The organism is Trichocoleus sp. ST-U2 (assembly GCF_039961875.1).
Classification (GTDB): Bacteria; Cyanobacteriota; Cyanobacteriia; order Cyanobacteriales; family FACHB-T130; genus FACHB-T130.
The window spans coordinates 65,092-83,619 of sequence record NZ_JAMPJY010000025.1; the positions used below are offsets into that span (position 1 = coordinate 65,092).

The following is an 18,528-nucleotide window of genomic DNA, read 5'->3' on the forward strand; positions in this document are numbered from 1 at the left end:
CTCTAGGTTTTATTGAAGAGGCAAAGGATTTATGTGCTGTCTTCAGTCCCGCTTAGATGGTGTTTATAAAGCACCAACCCCATCATTTTTTTAACTTGAATCAGTAATCGTCAATCAGTTTAAAGACAAAATGAAAAAATCGCCATTCTACGTGTGTTGTATTCTGGGATTATTATTCGTAAATGTTTCTTCAGTTAAAGCAGCCATTACGAACACCCAAAACCCAGTTGGACATTCTCAGGTTTTAGCTAAAGATACAAATATAGAAAATTCAGATTTTCAATCCTTCGAGGAAACGGTTAAAAATACTCAAAAATTGGATGGATTATTCACTCTCTACCGAAACAAACAAACCGGCACAATATATCTAGAAATTAAACCAGAACAGCTCAATAAAAACTACCTTGCCACCATTACCTTAGAATCGGGGATTGGCGAACGAGGTCTTTACAGCGGAATGCCGCTGCAAGATATGCTTTTCTATTTTCGCCGGGTCAACAACAATTTGCACTTTGCCGTCCGCAACGTGAACTTCCGCACTAGTCCCGGCAATCCAGAACAGCGATCGCTAGAACGAGCCTTTTCTGACTCCGTTCTCAGTTCCCTGAAAATTATCAGCATTCATCCGCAACGGCAAACCATTCTCGTTGATTTAGGGAACCTGCTACTCAGCGATTTACCGGGATTAAGCTCATATTTAAAAAATGCTTTGGAAGCTTCATACCAGCTAGAAGAAGACAAAACCTACTTCGGTGCTGCCAAAGCTTTCCCCCTGAACATGGAAATTGAGTCGATTTACGGCTTCTCTAACCCTAGTGGAGATGACGGGGCGTATTTGCCGACGTTGCCTGACAGCCGCGCCCTTTCCCTGAAGGTACATTACAGTCTCTCCCAGCTACCGGAAAACAACGGCTATATTCCGCGTCTTGCCGACGAACGAATTGGATACTTCACGACGGTTTACAAGGATTTTTCCAGTAAAAGTGGTAAAGATCCGTTTGTGCGCTACATCCAGCGCTGGAATCTAGAAAAGCAAGATCCCGCAGCTTCCTTGTCGCCACCCAAAAAGCCAATTGTCTTCTGGATTGAAAATACTGTCCCGGTTGAGTACCGCGACGCCATCCGCGAGGGCGTTTTGATGTGGAACGCCGCGTTTGAGAAGGCGGGATTCAAGGATGCGATCGCAGTGCAGCAGATGCCAGACAATGCGACTTGGGACCCGGCTGATGTGCGCTACAACACGATTCGCTGGTTCAATTCTTTGGATGCCGCATTTGCATTAGGGCCGTCGCGGGTTAACCCGTTGACTGGGGAAATCTTGGATGCTGACATTATCGTGGACGCTGACTTTGTGAATTCGTTCAAGCAGGAATATCGCCACCTGATCGAACCAAACCAGAAAGGGAACAGCAGTATTTGTAACCGTGGCTTCTTGCCTTCTCACTCGTCTAAACATGGTGGAGAGGCGCATGGTGGAGAGGCGCATGGTGCCAACAGACAGGTAAAACCTTCGTTATTAGAACAGGATGGTCATAACCATCGGTGCGAGGGAATGCAATTTGCCAATCAGATGGCAGTTGGGTCGTTGTCGCTATCACTATTGCAGAATGTCAGCCCCAGAAGCGATCGCATGAAAGAGTATATTCATCAATTTGTGCGATTGCTGATTGCTCACGAAGTCGGACACACTCTAGGCTTAAGACACAACTTCCGTGGCAGTACCCTCTTAAGACCAGAGGAATTGAATAACACTGACATCACCCGCGCTAAGGGGATGGTGAGTTCCGTCATGGACTATCTGCCACCCAACTTGGCACCCCAAGGGGTCAAGCAAGGAGATTACTATACCAGCAAGGTGGGGGCTTATGACGAGTGGGCGATTGAGTATGGTTATAAACCCAGCGGCGGGGTAATTCCCATCGCCGAACAGCGGTTTCTCGATGAGATTGCCAAAAAATCGAGTCAGCCGGAATTAGCTTATGCCTCCGATGAGGACAGCTTTGACCTCGATCCCACTGTGAACCAATATGACATGAGTCTCGATCCGCTAGGCTACGCGCGATCGCAACTGGATATCGACCGCCAACTATGGGATCGCCTTAACAAAGGGTATCCCGGTACCGGCGAAAGTTACAGCGAAGTCAGCGATCGCTTTAACACCGCGTTCATGCACTATTTGCAAAACGTGTTCTTGATTACTAAGTATATTGGCGGACAGTCGTTCTACCGCGATCGCCCCGGAAACCGCAATGGGCGCTTACCCTTTGAACCTGTGCCAGTCGCCAAGCAGCGCGAAGCCTTGGCAGCATTGCAAAAGTATGTCTTTGCAGAAGACGCTTTTAATTTCCCGCCGGATCTACTCAATAAGTTAGCACCCTCGCGCTGGATGGATTGGAGCAATAATATTGCAGTTAATCGCCTTGATTTTCCGGTTCACGACAGCATCTTCTTCCCGCAAAGCATTGTTTTGAGAGAAGTGCTATCGGGCGATCGCCTCAACCGTCTGCGCGACTTGGAACTGAAGAGTCAACCAAATCAAGCGCTGACGCTACCAGAACTATTTAATACCTTGCACAGTGATATTTGGAGTGAGTTGCAGCCAGCAGATAGCAAGTCGGTGAAGATATCCAGCTTTCGTCGGGCTTTGCAGCGAGAACATTTGCAAATACTAATCGGCATGGTGTTGCGGACTGAGGACGTGCCAGAAGACGCCCGAACGCTTGCCTGGTCAAAATTGCGCCAATTGCGCGAAGACATCAACGGTAGCCTCAGGCACCGGAGTGGGAACTTAGACGAATACACCAAAGCCCACCTGCAAGAAACACGCGATCGCATCTCTAAAGCCTTAGATGCTCAGATGCAATCAAATTAAACTCACAGGTCAGGAGTCATTTAACTAATGATTCCTGACCTGTGACAAATAATCATTAGTCATTAGTCTGTTGCCAATAACTAAGGACTAACTATTTTTTGATGCTCCTGGAATCGCAATATCTATCGACGTAACATTGGGCGTGATGCTGGTTAGAGGAGGCTGAATTGCAGCAGCATTTCCAACCACCAGGGTAACAATGTTCTCTGGCTGGAGATATTTTTCGGCAACCCGTTGAATATCCTCAATCGTGGTTGCTTCCACGTCGCGCTGGTAACGAAAGATAAAATCCTTCGGGTAGCCGTAATATTCATATCGCATCAATCGCGACAGAGTTTGGCTGGGATCTTGGAACTTAAAAACAAAAGAATTGAGTTCCGATTCCTTGGCGTAGGAAAGTTCTGCTGGCGTCACTGGATTGGTGCGGATGCGCTCGATTTCCGATAAGACGCCCTTAATGAAGGGTACAGTCGCATCTGAGCGAGTCTGTCCCCCAGCGAGGAATACGCCTGGGTAGTCATATTGAGCGCCCCAATAACCGTACACCGTGTAAGCAAGACCTTGGCGCGATCGCACTTCGTTAAACAACCGTCCGCCAAAACCGTTTAACACTCCATTTAATACTGACAGAGCCGCATAGTCAGGACTGTTCAATTGACCGCCCAGATGACCCATGACAATATTACTCTGGGTTAGCTGCGGCTGATTTACCAGAAACACGCCTCCCCGCTTTGCCTGTTCCGCTCCTGGTATCGGTGGAGTTTGCGCTGTGCCTTTTGGCTTCCAGTTCCCAAACTTTTCCTGGATCATCTGACGCATCGCCTTACTATCAAAATCCCCCACGATGCCCAGAATCATATTCTTCGGATGAAAATATTTCTGGTAGAAACTGATTAAGTCATCGCGGGAAATGTTGTCTAAGGTTGCATATTCTACGGTGCGAGCATAGGGGCTATTGTTGCCATAGACTAATTTCTCAAATTCGCGGGAAGCAATACCACCTGGGTCGTCATTCCGCCGCGCAATTTCACCGCGCTGTTGCGTCTTGGCTAAATCTAGCTTTTCCTGTGCAAAAATCGGCTCTTGGATTACCTCAGCAAACAAACTAAATACGTCCTTCAAGTCTTCAGAGAGCGTCGTAAAGTCAGCACTACCCGCAGTGCTAACAATACTGCTCTCTACCGAAGCGGCGCGTTGTTCCAACAATTGGTTTAGTTCATCGCTGGAGTGCTTCGCGGTTCCGCCAGTCCGCAGAACTTCCCCAACCAACGTAGCCAAACCTACCTCGTTTTCTGGTTCCAGACGACCGCCGGTGCGAATCATCGCCGTGCCACTCACGAGGGGAAGTTCGCGATCTTCCATCAGATACACAATCATCCCATTGTCCATCTGATAGCGCGTGTACGGGGGTACCTGAATTTCCGGCAACGGGGGAAACTTCAACTCCGTATAATGTCGCGCTGTATCCGCTACCGCTGGCATCAAAAATGTCAAAAGTATCAAGGAGAAAGTCAAAAGAAACAGAAAATAATTTTTCTTTTGTTTCCCTTTGCCCTTCTTCCTCCAATTCTGCCTAAACCACTGCATACTCATTCCTCGTCCTTCTTCCTCTTCCTCGCAGTCCTCAAACCTCAGTCCTCAGTCCTCTTCCCTCAGCCCTCTTTCGGCAGAATTCGCCCAATTGTCCGGTTTTGTGGCTGGAAAGTTTCTTTCGCCACGCGCTGAATTTCTGCGGGTGTCACGGTAGCGATCGCATCTAGTTGCTTAAACAGGTTCCGCCACGATCCGGTTTTCACTTCATAGTCCACTAGCGACATCGCCATGCCCATATTGGAATCGAGCGATCGCAATAAATCAGCTCTTGCCTGGGTCTTCACCCGATCCAAATCCATCGCCGCTACGGGTTCCGTCTTCAGCCGCTCAATTTCCTTGCTCAAAGACGCCGCCACTTCATCCACTGTATGACCGGGAGCTGTCAGCGCATAGAACAGCATCAAATTCGGATATTTATCTCCCGGAAAGCCACTAAAACCTTCCGCATTCAGAGCGACTTGCTGCTCTTCTACTAAAGACTTGTAGAGGCGAGAAGTCCGACCATCGCTCAACAATCGACCGATCAGTTCATAAATTGCATGATCCGGATGATTCATCGCCGGACGGTGATAGCCTTCTAGATACCAAGGTTGGGATTGCAGCCGCAAGGTGACATCCTGCGCTTCGGTTTGCTTGGGTTCCGTCGGTAATTGCTCCCGTTCCGCTGTTCTCGCTTTGTAACGTCCAAAATAAACTTGAGCCAGCCGTTTCACTTCCGCTGGGTTAACATCCCCAACGACCGCAATAGTTAACTTGCTGGGGACGTAGTGCGTGTCAAAAAACTTCTGCACATCTTCGCGGGTAAGATTGCGGATGTCTTGGTCGTAGCCAATCACTGGACGCTTGTAGGGATGCACTTTGAAAGCCGCATCCAGAAAAGCCTCAATCATTTGACCAATGGGCGAGTTATCGGTTCGCAACCGTCGCTCTTCCAGGATGACTTCTTTCTCTTTATAAAATTCTCGAAACACCGGATCTAAAAACCGCTCCGACTCCAGCGACATCCACAGCTCTAACTTGTTAGAGGGAAAGCTGTAGAAATAGACCGTGGAATCTGTAGAGGTTGCCGCGTTTAGACCGACGCCGCCCGCTTGTTCGACAATCTGACCTAGTTCATTTTGCTTGACATATTTCGCTGCTTCGGCTTCAACTTTGTTAAATTCTGCCTGCAACCTTGTCACTTCTGCCGATTTCTTTGCCGCTTTTGCTGCCTGAATTTGTTCGGCTAACTGGTCTAAGCGGTCTAAAAGCGGCTTTTCTGCCTTGTAGTCCTGCGTGCCAATGCGGGTGGTTCCCTTAAAAGCTAAATGCTCTAGAAAGTGAGCAACGCCTGTTTGACCATTGGGTTCGTTGGCACCGCCCACATCGGCATAGGTGTAAAACGACACGACCGGCGCTTGGTGCCGTTCCAATACAATAAACTTCAGACCATTCTCTAAGCGAAACTCTGTCACCCGCTGAATCACCCGGTCTAAATAGGGTTGAATCGATTGGGGTGTGGCAGTCCCATCCGCCTTTTCAAGCGTCTGGGTACGAGCTAACGCCACATTTGGCTGCATACCCCACCCCAGCAGCAGCGCGAGCAGAAAAGCCAGAATGCTTCGCCACTGACGCTGTCTTGACGGTTGAGGGCTGGGGTTCAAACTTTCCCGTAACGGTTGTGCTGTCGTTGGGATTGACACACACAGGAATCGACAAAACTGACTCATACAATACTAAAGATTAAGCAGCGCTAATTCCAAGATATTGACTCTAACGTGGATTGTGTGGTGTTAACAATCTGTGAAGGTTTGGGTGATTGATTACTCGCCTATAGCACAATTGCATTAGGGTGTTAGTGGTAATCCATCCATTTATTTCTTAATATGGGAATTTTTAACCGGAAAACGGTAGGAACAACTAAGCAAGTTGCTCATACTGAAGACGATACTCACACCCGAATTTTACAGGCAGCACAGCGGTTATTTGCCCGCCAGGGATATGAGGGGACAACAACCCGCGATCTTGCCGCAACAGCGGGGGTTGCAGAAGGAACGTTGTTTCGTCATTTTCCGAACAAAAAGGCGATCTTGATTGAGGTGGCGACGCAAGGCTGGGTAGAAATTCTCACAGATTTATTAACCGAATTGAGTGAAATGGGCAGCTATAAAGCTGTGGCTCAGGTGATGCATCGACGGATGATGAATCTACGTGAAAATGCGGATATGCTGCGGGTTTGCTTTACCGAAGCGCAGTTTCATCCAGAGTTGCGCGATCGCATCCAAGCTGAAGTAATTGTCAAAATGACGGATGTGGCAGAAGCTTTCTTTCAAACTGCAATGGATAGAGGCACCTATCGCCGCATGAATCCGAGAATTGTCGCCCAAGTTTTCTTGGGGATGTTCACAATTGCCGGTTTTAGCCACGACACCCTATTGGGAGAAAATGCTTCCCCGAAAGCAATGCAAGAGATGGCAGAAGGGTTGGCTGATATTTTCCTCAACGGTGTGTTAGCGAAATAAAGCAATTAAGATTAGCTCCGGCAATTAGAATTTGCATTAATCCGAGCGTTTAAAATTTGTATTAGCTCTGGCGTTTAGAAATCGCGCCTACACAGACAAAACCCGGCTGCGCGGGTTTAAAACAACGCCCCAGCGATTTCCTGTTCGCCCGGTGTCTTAAAGTGATGCAAGTGCGCGATAATTGCTTAACCAACAATGGACGCTGAAGAACTTCTAAAAAGATACGCCCAAGGCAACCGGAACTTTCAAAAAGCAAAACTAAGTGGGATACAGCTCCCAGGTGCAAACCTAAGTGGGATAGACCTACAGAATGCAGATTTGACCGGAGCTGAGTTAAATCAGGCAAACCTGGCTAATGCCAACCTCACTGGCGCAAACTTTAGCAGAGTATCCTTAATTAGAGCAAATCTGAGTGGGGTGCAAGCTTCTTCAGTAAATTTGGGTTTGGCAGAACTCAGCGGTGCCAACCTCAGTAAGGCAAACTTGATTGGTGTTAACTTTAATAATGCCAACCTAGACAATGCAAACCTAAGTGATGCTCAACTAAATAGTGCCAACCTAACTAAAGCCTCTTTAAGTCAAGCCAACCTTGTTAGAGCAAACTTGAGTAGTGCGAGGCTAACGGGTGCAAACTTAGCTGAAGCTGACTTAAGTCGGGCAGAATTAGCTAGTGTTAACATCCAAGATGCCAATCTCCAAGGAGCCAAGCTCCGGGGTGTCAAGTTGCCCAGCTATAATTTGTCAGGTATGAATTTTGCTGAGGTGGATTTAGGCGCAGCAGAACTGACAAACATACAGTTTAGAAAAGCCTGTCTGCGAGGGATAAATTTAGAGAGAGCAGGTCTGCAAGGAGCAAATTTCATGGGGGCAAACCTGAATGGAGCCAACCTGAAAAAAGCAGATTTGACTGATGCAAACCTTTATGGAGCAAGCATCAAGGGTGCGGATTTCACGGGCGCGATAATGCCCGATGGGGAAGTTTACAAGTCCTCAGCCTCTGATACAGGACTCCGCAAACAGGAAACATCGTTACCAACACAAATAGCAATGACTCGCAAAGTAATTCGGACAGAAAACGCACCAGCACCAGTCGGACCGTATAATCAAGCGATCGCTGCCAGTGGTCAGATGATCTTCGTCGCTGGTCAAATTGCCATCGATCCCAGAATCGGTGATATTGTCTACACCGACGATGTAGCCAAGCAAACAGAACAGGTAATGGCTCATCTTGAAGCGATTCTCTCTGCGGCTGGCGCTAACTTTGAGAATGTGGTCAAAACCACCGTCTTTCTCAAAGATATGAATGATTTTGCTGCGGTTAACGCAGTTTATGGTAAATATTTTGACGCAGAGACAGCCCCTGCCCGTGCCTGCGTGCAAGTATCCCGTCTACCCAAGGATGTGCTGGTAGAAATTGACTGCATTGCGGTAATTTAAGACCGACAACGCCAAGCGCGATCGCATTGTAGGTTAGAACTCGCTACTCTAACCTACGCCTGTATAGCCTGTAAGCGATTGATAGAAGAGTTCGCCTACGAAGCACTACCTGCGATCGCCTATGATAATAGTTATCATTATTAAAAATATCTTGGCATTCTGAGAACTTGCCATGTCATCGCAGACACTGCGCCGCATGGTGTGAATCTATGTCTGCATCGCTCAATTAACACCGAAAGAGTAATGAACAATCTTACAGCACCCAAACAAAACCTGATTTCGGATATTCCTAAACGGGGAATGCCAGTCACGATCGTTACAGGCTTTTTAGGCAGTGGTAAAACAACGCTGCTTAACCATATTTTGCATAATTGTCAAGACTTAAAAGTAGCAGTTTTAGTTAATGAATTTGGCGATATTAATATCGATAGCCAGCTATTGATTTCCGTCGATCGAAACATGATCGAACTCACTAATGGCTGTATTTGTTGCACCATCAACGATGGATTGCTCGATGCAGTTTATCGGGTGCTGGAACGGAGCGATCGCATTGATTACTTAATTGTCGAAACAACCGGAATTGCCGATCCATTGCCCATTGCCTTGACCTTTATTAGTACAGATTTGCGCGATCTAACTCGGCTCGATTCTATCTTGACTTTGGTGGATGTGGAAACGTTTACACCGGAGCATTTTGAAAGTGATGCCGCCCTCAATCAGATTTCCTATGGTGACATCATTCTGCTGAACAAAACCGATTTGGTTCCAGAAGCCCAAGTCAAGGAGTTGGAAGACTACATTCGCGCCATGAAAGTAGGCGCAAGAGTTTTGCGAACCTCCTACGGACAAGTTCCTCTGCCACTAATTTTAGATGTGGGAGTTTCCCAAGCGGAATCTTATCCAGCTAAAGAGGAATCTAGCCATCATCACCATCATGATCATCATCACGATCATTCCCACCACTTAGAAAATGATGGTTTCATGTCATTTTCTTTTGAAAGCGATCGCCCTCTCCTTTTAGAGAAATTTCAAGAATTTTTAACCGAACAACTTCCCGAAGACGTTTTTCGCGCCAAAGGTTTACTCTGGTTTAAGGAGAGTAGTTTACGCCACATCTTTCAACTGTGCGGTAAACGAATTGAGATGAAAACTGACAAGTGGACTTCTCAAAAAAGCAATCAACTGGTATTTATTGGGCGTAACTTGAATGAAGCCCAAATTCAACAGCAGTTAAAAGATTGCTTAGAGTAAATAAAATAGGGATTGTGTCTTATGGCAACTTCAACGATTTCTGCACCTAGTACTGTCGGAATTGGCGGAACCGTTCAGGAATATCTCTGGGCTTGGGAAGGACAAGAATTACCTATAGTTTATGAAACTCTAGGCAAAGGATCTCCTATATTACTTCTGCCAGCTTTCAGCACCGTTTCTACACGCGCGGAAATGCACGGACTGGCAGAGTTATTATCATCTCAGTTTCAAGCCGTTGCTCTCGATTGGCCTGGATTTGGGCGATCGCCTCGTCTACCCTTGAACTACCAACCCGCCCTATATCACCAATTTCTGCAAGATTTTGTCAAAAATGTTTTTGATACTCCAATAGCCATCATTGCTGCTGGACACGCTGCTGGTTATGCGATGCAACTAGCGCAACAACAACCGCCCGTTTTATCACGGATTGTTTTAGCGGCTCCCACTTGGCGCGGGCCATTTCCGACGATGATGGGTAAACAGCAAGGGTGGTTTGGAACGCTGAGAAATGTAGTGCGATCGCCCATTTTAGGACAAGCTCTCTACAAGCTAAACACCACAGAATCCTTCATGAGCTTGATGTATCGTCGCCATGTCTACGTTGAACCTGACTCGCTGACTCCTCCCCGGCTCGAACAAAAGTTGCAGACAGCACATCAACCAGGAGCGCGTTTTGCTCCCGCCGCCTTTGTCACCGGAGGTTTAGATCCGGTGAATCATAGAGACGATTTTCTCGCCTGGTTTCAGCCTTTACCGTTACCCGTGATGGTAGTCATTGGCGAACAAGCACCGCCGAAATCAAAGGAAGAAATGGAAGCAATGGCGAATGTCTCAGGAGTGCAGACAGTCAGGCTTCCCGGTTCGTTGGGATTACATGAAGAGTACGCAGATGCTGTAGGTGCTGCTATCTTGCCATTTTTGATGGATGGATGAGCGCAATCGCACTTAGCTTATATTTATGCGCTGATGCGATCGCATTTACTTTGTCCTCAAGCCAAGCCAAGCTAACACAGCTAAGGATTTGGTTGCCGTTAAGCAAAACTTAGCGGGCAATTAATTGGCTATAATGCCATCAAAAACTGTCAGCTTTTGAATTATGAACAGAATTGCTCTTGCTTTGCTTACTTGTCCGATAATTTTGGCATCAATGCTCCTGCTAGCGAATACAGCACAAGCCGCTGAAGCTTCAAATATGATGCTGTCTGCACCAACTGCACAAGTTATTGTCGTGCAATATCAACAAGTGCCTGCATCTGTGCAACCGAGTAATCCTATCAAAGACCATCTAGGGTGCAGTTGTGCTGCTTGCACTAAGGCTCTGAGTCAAATGCAAGGTCAGTTTACGCTTTAGTCAAGATGGACGGCGATGGCAAAAAAGCGATCGCGCTTTCTTGAGTTGAAGAATTTCCTTCTCTTTACCCACTATGCCCGTCTTCAGGCGGTGATGGTGGGTTTTTGCTTAATCCACGTAACTTTTAGGCGATCGCTCTTACCACGCTACTCGCGCTAAAATTACTATCCATTTAGTAATATTTAAAATCTCTATCAACTGTCAGCTTCAAGCTAACAATTCATCTAGCGCTACACTAAATCCTCTGAGTACAAGTTGCGTACTCACTACATCACCAGTATTAAACCCTAATGTCTGACTTTGAGTAATTAACAATACCCGACGACTCTCAGGAAATACTAGCCAGACTTCCGAACAACCCGACTCTAAATACTCGCTTGCTTTGGCAAACAAATCCTCGGCTGAATCCGTTGGAGAAGCGATTTCAGCAATTAGCGGTGGACTTTGTGGCAACCCTCCTGCCTCACCAAACTGCGCTACCAATTCCGCTGTGAGGTAGGATACATCAGGACGACGTCCCTGCCTTAAAGTCCGACAGGGAAGTTCTACAACAACCTCTCCTCGTTGTCCAGATTGGGTTATGTAATTTCCCCAGGAAAGAACCAGCTTACTCTGAACCCGACTGTGTTTTACCGTCATTCCCATTTTCTCCACAAGTTGTCCATCCACCCACTCCATGTGTTCGGGGGGGTTAGTCATAAAGTCTTCTAGAGAGAAGCTTTCGGTTACAGTAGCGATCGCCATAGTTATCTACTCGCTTTGGTCAGGTACTAATATTATGGCAGGCTGCACATAGACGATACCCCCAACTTCCTGATAAAAAGAAGTTGGGGGTATGTATTATCTATAAATTACGAAAAATTATTAACGAACCGTAGCCGTTTCGCACTCCAAACGAGGTGCAATTAGCTCTTTAGATACCATCTCATCTGGAAAATGTTTATCAATAATTTCAGGGATTTCTGTAGCGTTAATCCGAGTGTAGCGGGTTTTATCCGGCATAACGATATTTGGCCCTGATTTGCAACGCTTCATGCAGCCAGTTCCTTTAATCGTAACCTGGTCGTCCAAGCCGCGATCGCGCAAACCTTCTTCTAAAGCCTGACAAACTTTATTAGCACCCAACTTGCAACAATCGGACTTTTTACACACCAAAATTGTCGCTTTGACGCCGGAAGGTAGAGGTAATTTTTTAGCAGGTGGAGGCGTTTTTTGAATTGCCTCTACTTGTCCAACTTCCTGAACTTGGCTGGGAGGAACACCCGGTTTAACCAGATAAGCTTTTTGTTTGACTTCTCCACTTTTTAACTTAAGCTTGGTTTCGCCAAAAACCTCAACCCAAGTACCGGGTGTCACTCCTGAGCGAAATAGGGAAATCCGAGCTTCTTTGGCAAGCTTGATCTGACATTCACCCTCTGAAGTTGCGAGTCTCAAATATTTGATTTTATAGCCATCTTCGATGACAAAACCGAGTAACCATCCCTCAAGGCGGAATTCTGAGTTGTTTTGTTTAAATTTACTCATGCTTTTTTACAACCTCTTTTAACTTTCTTTTGGATCGTTACTCGTCTGCCAGCAGCGTTCCAGATGGCTCACTAACTCGCCGCGCGATGCCGTTAACTGCCTAACAACACTCCACAGCTGAATCGCTGCTGTCGTGTTGTAGACCTCAACCAGCAAGGGCTGGTCAACCGCACACCCACAGGAAATTCCTAACTCTCGCAAGCGGTAATAAACTTGCCACCGATCTGCTCGATTCACCTCAACAACCTTGCCGGTTTCTGGTTGTGGCTCAATTGGCTCTATTGGATTCATTCGTTCCCACAGACGCGAAAAATTAGCATTGTCTATAACTTCCCTGGACTCGCTAGCCTTTCCGAAAATTCCCTGACGTAGGGAATTTTTACAATTTCACCCTAGTTAATACATATAACTCAAACGACAACAATTCTCAACTAGCTTAACTGAAAATTTAATTGCTTGCGAGAAATAGGCAAGGATACAACTGAGGAACTAGCGCTTGCTGCGGATCGGGTCAAACTGGCTCAGACTATAGTGAGACACCAAAATTGGGTTAGCGTGATACACTTACTGCATTAGCAACAACCGTTGCTTATTGAGAGGAGAATACAACGATGTCCGAAACTCAGAGTGTATTGCGCTCCTTCGGTCAGGTTTATGACAATCCGGTGTTGCTGGATCGCAGTATCACCACGCCGGTTTGTGAGGGCTTCAACATTGCTCTAGCGAGTTTTCAGGCGCTGTACTTGCAATATCAAAAGCATCACTTTGTGGTCGAAGGTTCAGAATTTTATATGCTGCACGAGTTCTTCAGCGAAAGCTACGAACAGGTGCAGGGACACGTTCATGATATTGGCGAACGGTTGGATGGGCTGGGTGGCGTTCCAGTAGCTGGCTTTGCCAAGTTAGCAGAACTGTGCTGCTTCACGCCAGAAGATGAAGGGGTATTTTCTTGCCGCCAGATGGTGGAACACGACTTAGCCGCCGAGCAAGCGATGATTCAGCTAATCCGGCGTCAGGCAGGACAAGCAGAAAGTTTGGGCGATCGCGCAACCCGTTATCTGTACGAAACAATCTTGCTGAAAACCGAAGAGCGGGCTTATCATCTGGCTCACTTCCTCGCTAAAGACAGCTTGACCTTGGGTTTTGTCCAGACTACGAATAATTAGTATCTGCCTCTTGAATCCCGTTGAGGTAAGCTAGATGTAGCCTCGATATGCAGGCTGCTAAAATTTTCAGTACCTAACCTGTGGTTCTTTAAGACAGAGAGTAACACTAACTGAGCAGAGGGAAGATATCTTCTCTCTGCTTGTTTATTATGAAGTTGTAAAAGTTCTGATTAAGTTGTAAAGAAAAATCCAGAAATTAATTTTAAGCTTGTTGAAACTAGTTGTCAACTAACCTAAAAGGCGGATTTCTTGGCTTCCTTACATCAGGGGAATGAGAACCGAAGAGTTCAGAATGGAAGAGCGGATTTGACGCGATCGCGGTAGAGACGCGATAACCTGGTCTCTAACATCGATAGCCTCGATCAAACTGCCCGGTCAATGGGAGCTGGTTGTACCAAGAAGACACTTGCCAGTTGACACAAAATAAGTTGCAAAAACCTTTCCTCATCAAATCTTGGGCAAATTGGCAAAAACCACTACCAAGCACAGGGAAGAAAGCCTTTAAAATAATCTGGACTTAAAACAGTCACGCTAGGACAAACAACTATGCCCCGCCGCCAGGACATCCACAAAATTCTGTTACTAGGCTCTGGTCCAATTGTGATTGGACAAGCCTGCGAGTTTGACTATTCAGGCACTCAAGCCTGTAAGGCGCTCCGGGAGGAAGGATATGAAGTCGTGCTGGTGAACTCGAATCCAGCCAGCATTATGACCGACCCGGAAACGGCCGATCGCACCTATATTGAACCGTTGACACCAGAAATCGTAGAAAAGGTAATCGCCAAAGAACAACCTGATGCGCTGCTGCCCACAATGGGAGGTCAGACAGCTCTAAATATAGCCGTCACCCTTGCGAAAAATGGAGTACTGGAAAAGTACGGGGTCGAGTTAATTGGAGCCAAGCTACCGGCAATCGAGAAAGCCGAAGACCGGCTGCTGTTTAAGGAAGCGATGGCGAAAATTGGGGTAAGCGTGTGCCCATCGGGGATTGCTAGCACCCTCGACGAAGCGAAGGCGATCGCGTCCCAAATTGGCAGCTATCCCTTGATTATCCGCCCTGCCTATACCCTAGGCGGCACCGGCGGCGGCATTTCCTACAACCAGGAAGAATTTGAAGAAATGGCTCAGGGCGGTTTGGATGCCAGCCCAGTGTCGCAAATTCTCATCGAACAGTCGCTGTTGGGTTGGAAAGAGTACGAACTAGAAGTCATGCGCGATTTGGCAGATAACGTCGTGATTATCTGCTCGATTGAGAACCTTGACCCGATGGGCATCCACACTGGGGACTCGATTACCGTAGCACCCGCGCAAACCCTCACCGATAAGGAATACCAGCGGTTGCGGGATGCGTCAATTAAAATTATCCGCGAGATTGGGGTAGAAACCGGCGGCTCGAATATTCAGTTTGCAGTTAATCCTCTGACTGGCGACCTGATTGTCATTGAGATGAACCCCCGCGTTTCTCGCAGTTCTGCCCTGGCTTCTAAAGCGACCGGGTTCCCAATTGCGAAGATAGCGGCAAAGTTGGCGGTAGGCTATACCCTCGACGAAATTCCCAACGATATCACCAAGAAAACCCCGGCGTCCTTTGAACCGACCATTGACTATGTGGTGACGAAAATACCCCGATTTGCCTTCGAGAAATTTCCGGGTTCTCAGGCAATCCTGACGACGCAGATGAAGTCGGTGGGAGAAGTGATGGCGATGGGGCGGACGTTCTGCGAGTCGTTCCAGAAAGCATTAAGAGGCTTGGAAACGGGTCGCGCGGGTTGGGGATGCGACAAGAACGAGAAATTGCCGAGTTTGGAACAAATTCGTTCGGGACTGCGGACGCCTCATCCAGAGAGAATTTTCACCGTTCGTCATGCCATGTTGATGGGGATGACGGTAGAAGAAGTCTATGAACTGACGGGAATCGATCCGTGGTTTCTAGATAAGATGCAACAACTGTTGGAAACCGAGAAGTTCTTGAAGCGAAGCAAGCTGAAAGACCTGACAAAAGAAAAGTTGTGGGACATCAAGCAGGAAGGTTTTAGCGATCGCCAGATCGCCTACGCTACTAAAACGACCGAAGATGAAGTCCGCGACTACCGCAAGCAGTTGGGCGTCGTCCCCGTCTACAAAACCGTGGATACTTGTGCGGCGGAATTTGAGGCACTGACTCCTTATTACTACTCAACTTACGAGGAAGAATCGGAGGTATTGCCTTCAGATAACCGCAAGGTGATGATTTTAGGGGGTGGCCCGAACCGGATTGGACAGGGGATTGAGTTTGACTACTGTTGCTGTCATGCAGCTTATGCTCTTTCCAAGCAAGGGTTTGAGACGATTATGGTCAATTCAAACCCGGAGACCGTTTCCACCGATTATGATACGAGCGATCGCCTCTACTTTGAGCCGCTGACGAAAGAAGATGTTCTCAACATCATCGAGGCGGAACAGCCAGAGGGAATTATCGTGCAGTTTGGGGGTCAGACGCCGCTAAAATTGGCTTTGCCATTGCAGGAATATCTGCAATCCCACCCCGAAATCACCGCTAAAATTTGGGGAACCTCGCCAGATTCGATTGACACCGCCGAAGACCGAGAGCGATTTGAAAAAATCCTGCGGGAACTTGATATCAAGCAACCAGCGAACGGAATTGCTCGGAGTTTTGAAGACGCCTTAGCGGTCGCGCAGCGCATTGGCTACCCTGTCGTGGTACGTCCTTCTTATGTATTGGGAGGACGGGCGATGGAAATTGTCTACTCCGATGAGGATTTGCAGCGCTACATGATGTATGCGGTGCTGGTGGAACCCGATCATCCGATCTTGATCGACAAGTTTTTGGAAAATGCGATTGAGGTGGATGTGGATGCGATCAGCGATCGCACTGGTAAGGTCGTGATTGGCGGCATCATGGAGCATATCGAACAAGCGGGCATTCACTCTGGGGATTCTGCCTGTTCCTTGCCCTATACTTCCCTATCGGAAGCAGTCTTGGATACCATCCGTACCTGGACTATCGATCTCGCCAAGACCCTCAAGGTGATTGGATTGATGAATATCCAGTTTGCCGTTCAGGGGGAACAAGTTTACATTCTAGAAGCCAACCCCAGAGCCTCGCGCACCATCCCTTATGTCTCCAAAGCGACTGGAGTACCCCTAGCCGCTCTGGCGTCCCGGATTATGGCAGGTGCCACGCTGGAATCCCTCGACTTGACAGAGGAGGTACTGCCGCGTCACGTTGCCGTCAAGGAAGCCGTACTGCCTTTTGAAAAATTCCCCGGTGCTGACACCCTTCTGGGACCAGAAATGCGCTCGACGGGAGAAGTGATGGGGATTGACGTGGATTTCGGAAGAGCGTTTGCTAAGGCAGCGTTAGCAGCGGGACAGCGGTTGCCCTTATCTGGCACAGTGTTTGTCTCAATGAACGACCGGGACAAGGCGGCGGCGGTGCCAGTGGTCAGAGATTTGATTGAGTTGGGCTTTCATATTGTCGCCACCGTTGGCACGCGCAAAGTGCTGCGGGAACATGGGCTAGAGGTGGATGTGGTGCTGAAACTGCATGAGGGGCGTCCTCACGTTCTGGATGCGATCAAAAACAACAAGATTCAGCTGATTATCACCACACCTTCTGGGGAAGAAGCGCAGGCAGATGGACGCTTGATTCGTCGCAGTGCCCTCACTTACAAAATCCCTATGATCACGACGATTGCAGGTGCTAAAGCTACTGCGGCAGCGATTCGTGCCTTGCAGTCAGCTCCTTTGGAGGTGAAAGCGCTGCAAGACTATATTGGCATCCCCAACTATAGTGATGCCAAGTTGAGTCCAATCCAGGTTTAACTCTCCAGTCCCCTTTTCGGAATCGGGAAGGGGAGGGGCGAGGTCAGAGTGTATGGCATAAAAATAAGAACCGCTATAGATGCCAAACGCCCTTCCGGGAATCCCCCATGAATCTTAGGGGATTTTACCGAAGCGATCGCAAGGTTGCTTACCCAAACCTGTTCTCGAAGAAAACAGGTTTGGGTTCTTTCCAAACTAAGCCGAAATCTACGTAGTGGGATCGTATCCCTACTTCAGTTAGGACTTCAATCAGGTTTTGCAAGAGATAAGCATCCCCGTTCTTAAACCATTTCCCGTTCAAAATGTCAAGCTTGTCATCCCAGAAACCGACGCTGAGCTTTGACAATTTATTGGCAACCTTTATGAATTATTAGGGATAGGTATAAATTTATTGCCCTTCGTAAAGGCAATAGTTGGCAGCAACTGAGTTGAGATTTTTTGACATTCAGAAGAAATTACTACTTTGTTAAATTGTCAGCAAATCGTCAGATTCGCCTTCTATCGAGAAGCGTGGATTCACAATTATTCTTTTATGCAATTTGATAGAAACTTGACTAAAAAGGCATTTCGAGCAAAGGGAATGTCAGTAGGTAAAAGTATTATAGATTACATAGTAATTTCGCTTGGTGTTTCCCTGATGCAACTGAACCGATGCGATCGCCACATAGCCATTTCAATTGCAGCATATGCTGTCGGCTACGCAACACGATCGCTCGATAAGCGATCGCCCAAAGTCCCTCAAGCAGGTCAAGGTTAAATCTTCTTTCTCTGAGTCTGATAAATGTCTGCCCGTAACGATCCCAGCTATTTTGTTGGGGAAATGCCAACCAATCGCACTTTAGACAAAAACAACCGTAAAGTTTTTTCGAGCGAGTTCAATCCAGAAATCAAAATCCAAGTAACCCAAGTATAAAAACATACTAAATATTGCTTTTGTTTTACTGGTTGAGAATCAATTTTTTTTTCTAAAACTCATGCAGCTTCAGACATCTAGACGAAAAGGAGTTT

The 18,528-nt window shown here is 47.3% G+C and carries 14 protein-coding genes; 8 read left to right on the forward strand and 6 right to left on the reverse strand.

Annotated elements, in window-relative coordinates; all coding sequences use genetic code 11:
- Window positions 1-130: 130 nt before the first annotated feature.
- Window positions 131-2,872 carry a zinc-dependent metalloprotease gene (locus NC996_RS17130; RefSeq protein WP_190683016.1) on the forward strand — a complete coding sequence of 914 codons (2,742 nt, stop codon included), beginning with the start codon at window positions 131-133 and terminating at the stop codon, window positions 2,870-2,872.
- Window positions 2,873-2,959: 87 nt separating this feature from the next.
- On the opposite strand, the gene NC996_RS17135 is transcribed toward NC996_RS17130, so the two are convergent.
- Window positions 2,960-4,465: a pitrilysin family protein gene (locus NC996_RS17135; RefSeq protein WP_190683018.1), complete on the reverse strand. Its 1,506-nt coding sequence runs from the start codon at window positions 4,463-4,465 to the stop codon at window positions 2,960-2,962.
- A gap of 59 nt (window positions 4,466-4,524) precedes the next feature.
- Entirely contained in the window at window positions 4,525-6,108 is a 1,584-nt protein-coding gene (locus tag NC996_RS17140) for a pitrilysin family protein (protein ID WP_348260007.1), read from the reverse strand.
- Between the two features lie 222 nt (window positions 6,109-6,330).
- Between NC996_RS17140 and NC996_RS17145 the strand changes: the two genes are divergently transcribed.
- From NC996_RS17145 to NC996_RS17165, 5 genes are all read left to right on the forward strand, one after another.
- A complete protein-coding gene (locus tag NC996_RS17145; protein WP_190428402.1) occupies window positions 6,331-6,966 on the forward strand; it encodes a TetR/AcrR family transcriptional regulator in 636 nt (211 codons plus the stop codon).
- Between the two features lie 195 nt (window positions 6,967-7,161).
- A complete protein-coding gene (locus NC996_RS17150) occupies window positions 7,162-8,403 on the forward strand; it encodes a Rid family detoxifying hydrolase (RefSeq protein ID WP_190683024.1) in 1,242 nt (413 codons plus the stop codon).
- A 243-nt stretch (window positions 8,404-8,646) separates the two neighbouring features.
- Window positions 8,647-9,654 (forward strand): GTP-binding protein, encoded by a 1,008-nt coding sequence (locus NC996_RS17155; protein ID WP_190683027.1) that lies wholly within the window; start codon window positions 8,647-8,649, stop codon window positions 9,652-9,654.
- Window positions 9,655-9,675: 21 nt separating this feature from the next.
- Window positions 9,676-10,587: an alpha/beta hydrolase gene (locus NC996_RS17160; protein WP_190683030.1), complete on the forward strand. Its 912-nt coding sequence runs from the start codon at window positions 9,676-9,678 to the stop codon at window positions 10,585-10,587.
- 163 nt (window positions 10,588-10,750) lie between these two features.
- A complete protein-coding gene (locus tag NC996_RS17165; protein ID WP_190415162.1) occupies window positions 10,751-11,005 on the forward strand; it encodes a hypothetical protein in 255 nt (84 codons plus the stop codon).
- 207 nt (window positions 11,006-11,212) lie between these two features.
- Here NC996_RS17165 and NC996_RS17170 read toward each other — a convergent pair whose 3' ends face one another.
- The 3 genes from NC996_RS17170 to NC996_RS17180 all read right to left on the reverse strand — a co-directional run bounded on the left by NC996_RS17170 (window position 11,213) and on the right by NC996_RS17180 (window position 12,820).
- Complete coding sequence (locus NC996_RS17170) at window positions 11,213-11,749, reverse strand: Uma2 family endonuclease (protein WP_190683033.1); 537 nt, start codon at window positions 11,747-11,749, stop codon at window positions 11,213-11,215.
- Between the two features lie 120 nt (window positions 11,750-11,869).
- The gene (locus NC996_RS17175; protein WP_190683036.1) at window positions 11,870-12,529 is read right to left on the reverse strand and encodes a (2Fe-2S) ferredoxin domain-containing protein; all 660 of its coding nucleotides are present in this window, start codon (window positions 12,527-12,529) and stop codon (window positions 11,870-11,872) included.
- A gap of 18 nt (window positions 12,530-12,547) precedes the next feature.
- Window positions 12,548-12,820: an Asr1405/Asl0597 family protein gene (locus NC996_RS17180; protein ID WP_190415158.1), complete on the reverse strand. Its 273-nt coding sequence runs from the start codon at window positions 12,818-12,820 to the stop codon at window positions 12,548-12,550.
- 320 nt (window positions 12,821-13,140) lie between these two features.
- Between NC996_RS17180 and NC996_RS17185 the strand changes: the two genes are divergently transcribed.
- Both NC996_RS17185 and carB read left to right on the forward strand, forming a co-directional pair.
- A complete protein-coding gene (locus NC996_RS17185) occupies window positions 13,141-13,695 on the forward strand; it encodes a Dps family protein (RefSeq protein WP_190415157.1) in 555 nt (184 codons plus the stop codon).
- A 546-nt stretch (window positions 13,696-14,241) separates the two neighbouring features.
- Entirely contained in the window at window positions 14,242-17,520 is a 3,279-nt protein-coding gene (carB, locus tag NC996_RS17190; RefSeq protein WP_190433731.1) for a carbamoyl-phosphate synthase large subunit, read from the forward strand.
- Between the two features lie 599 nt (window positions 17,521-18,119).
- Here the strand turns inward: carB and NC996_RS17195 are convergent.
- Complete coding sequence (locus tag NC996_RS17195) at window positions 18,120-18,347, reverse strand: hypothetical protein (RefSeq protein ID WP_190683039.1); 228 nt, start codon at window positions 18,345-18,347, stop codon at window positions 18,120-18,122.
- Between the last annotated feature and the right edge of the window lie 181 nt (window positions 18,348-18,528).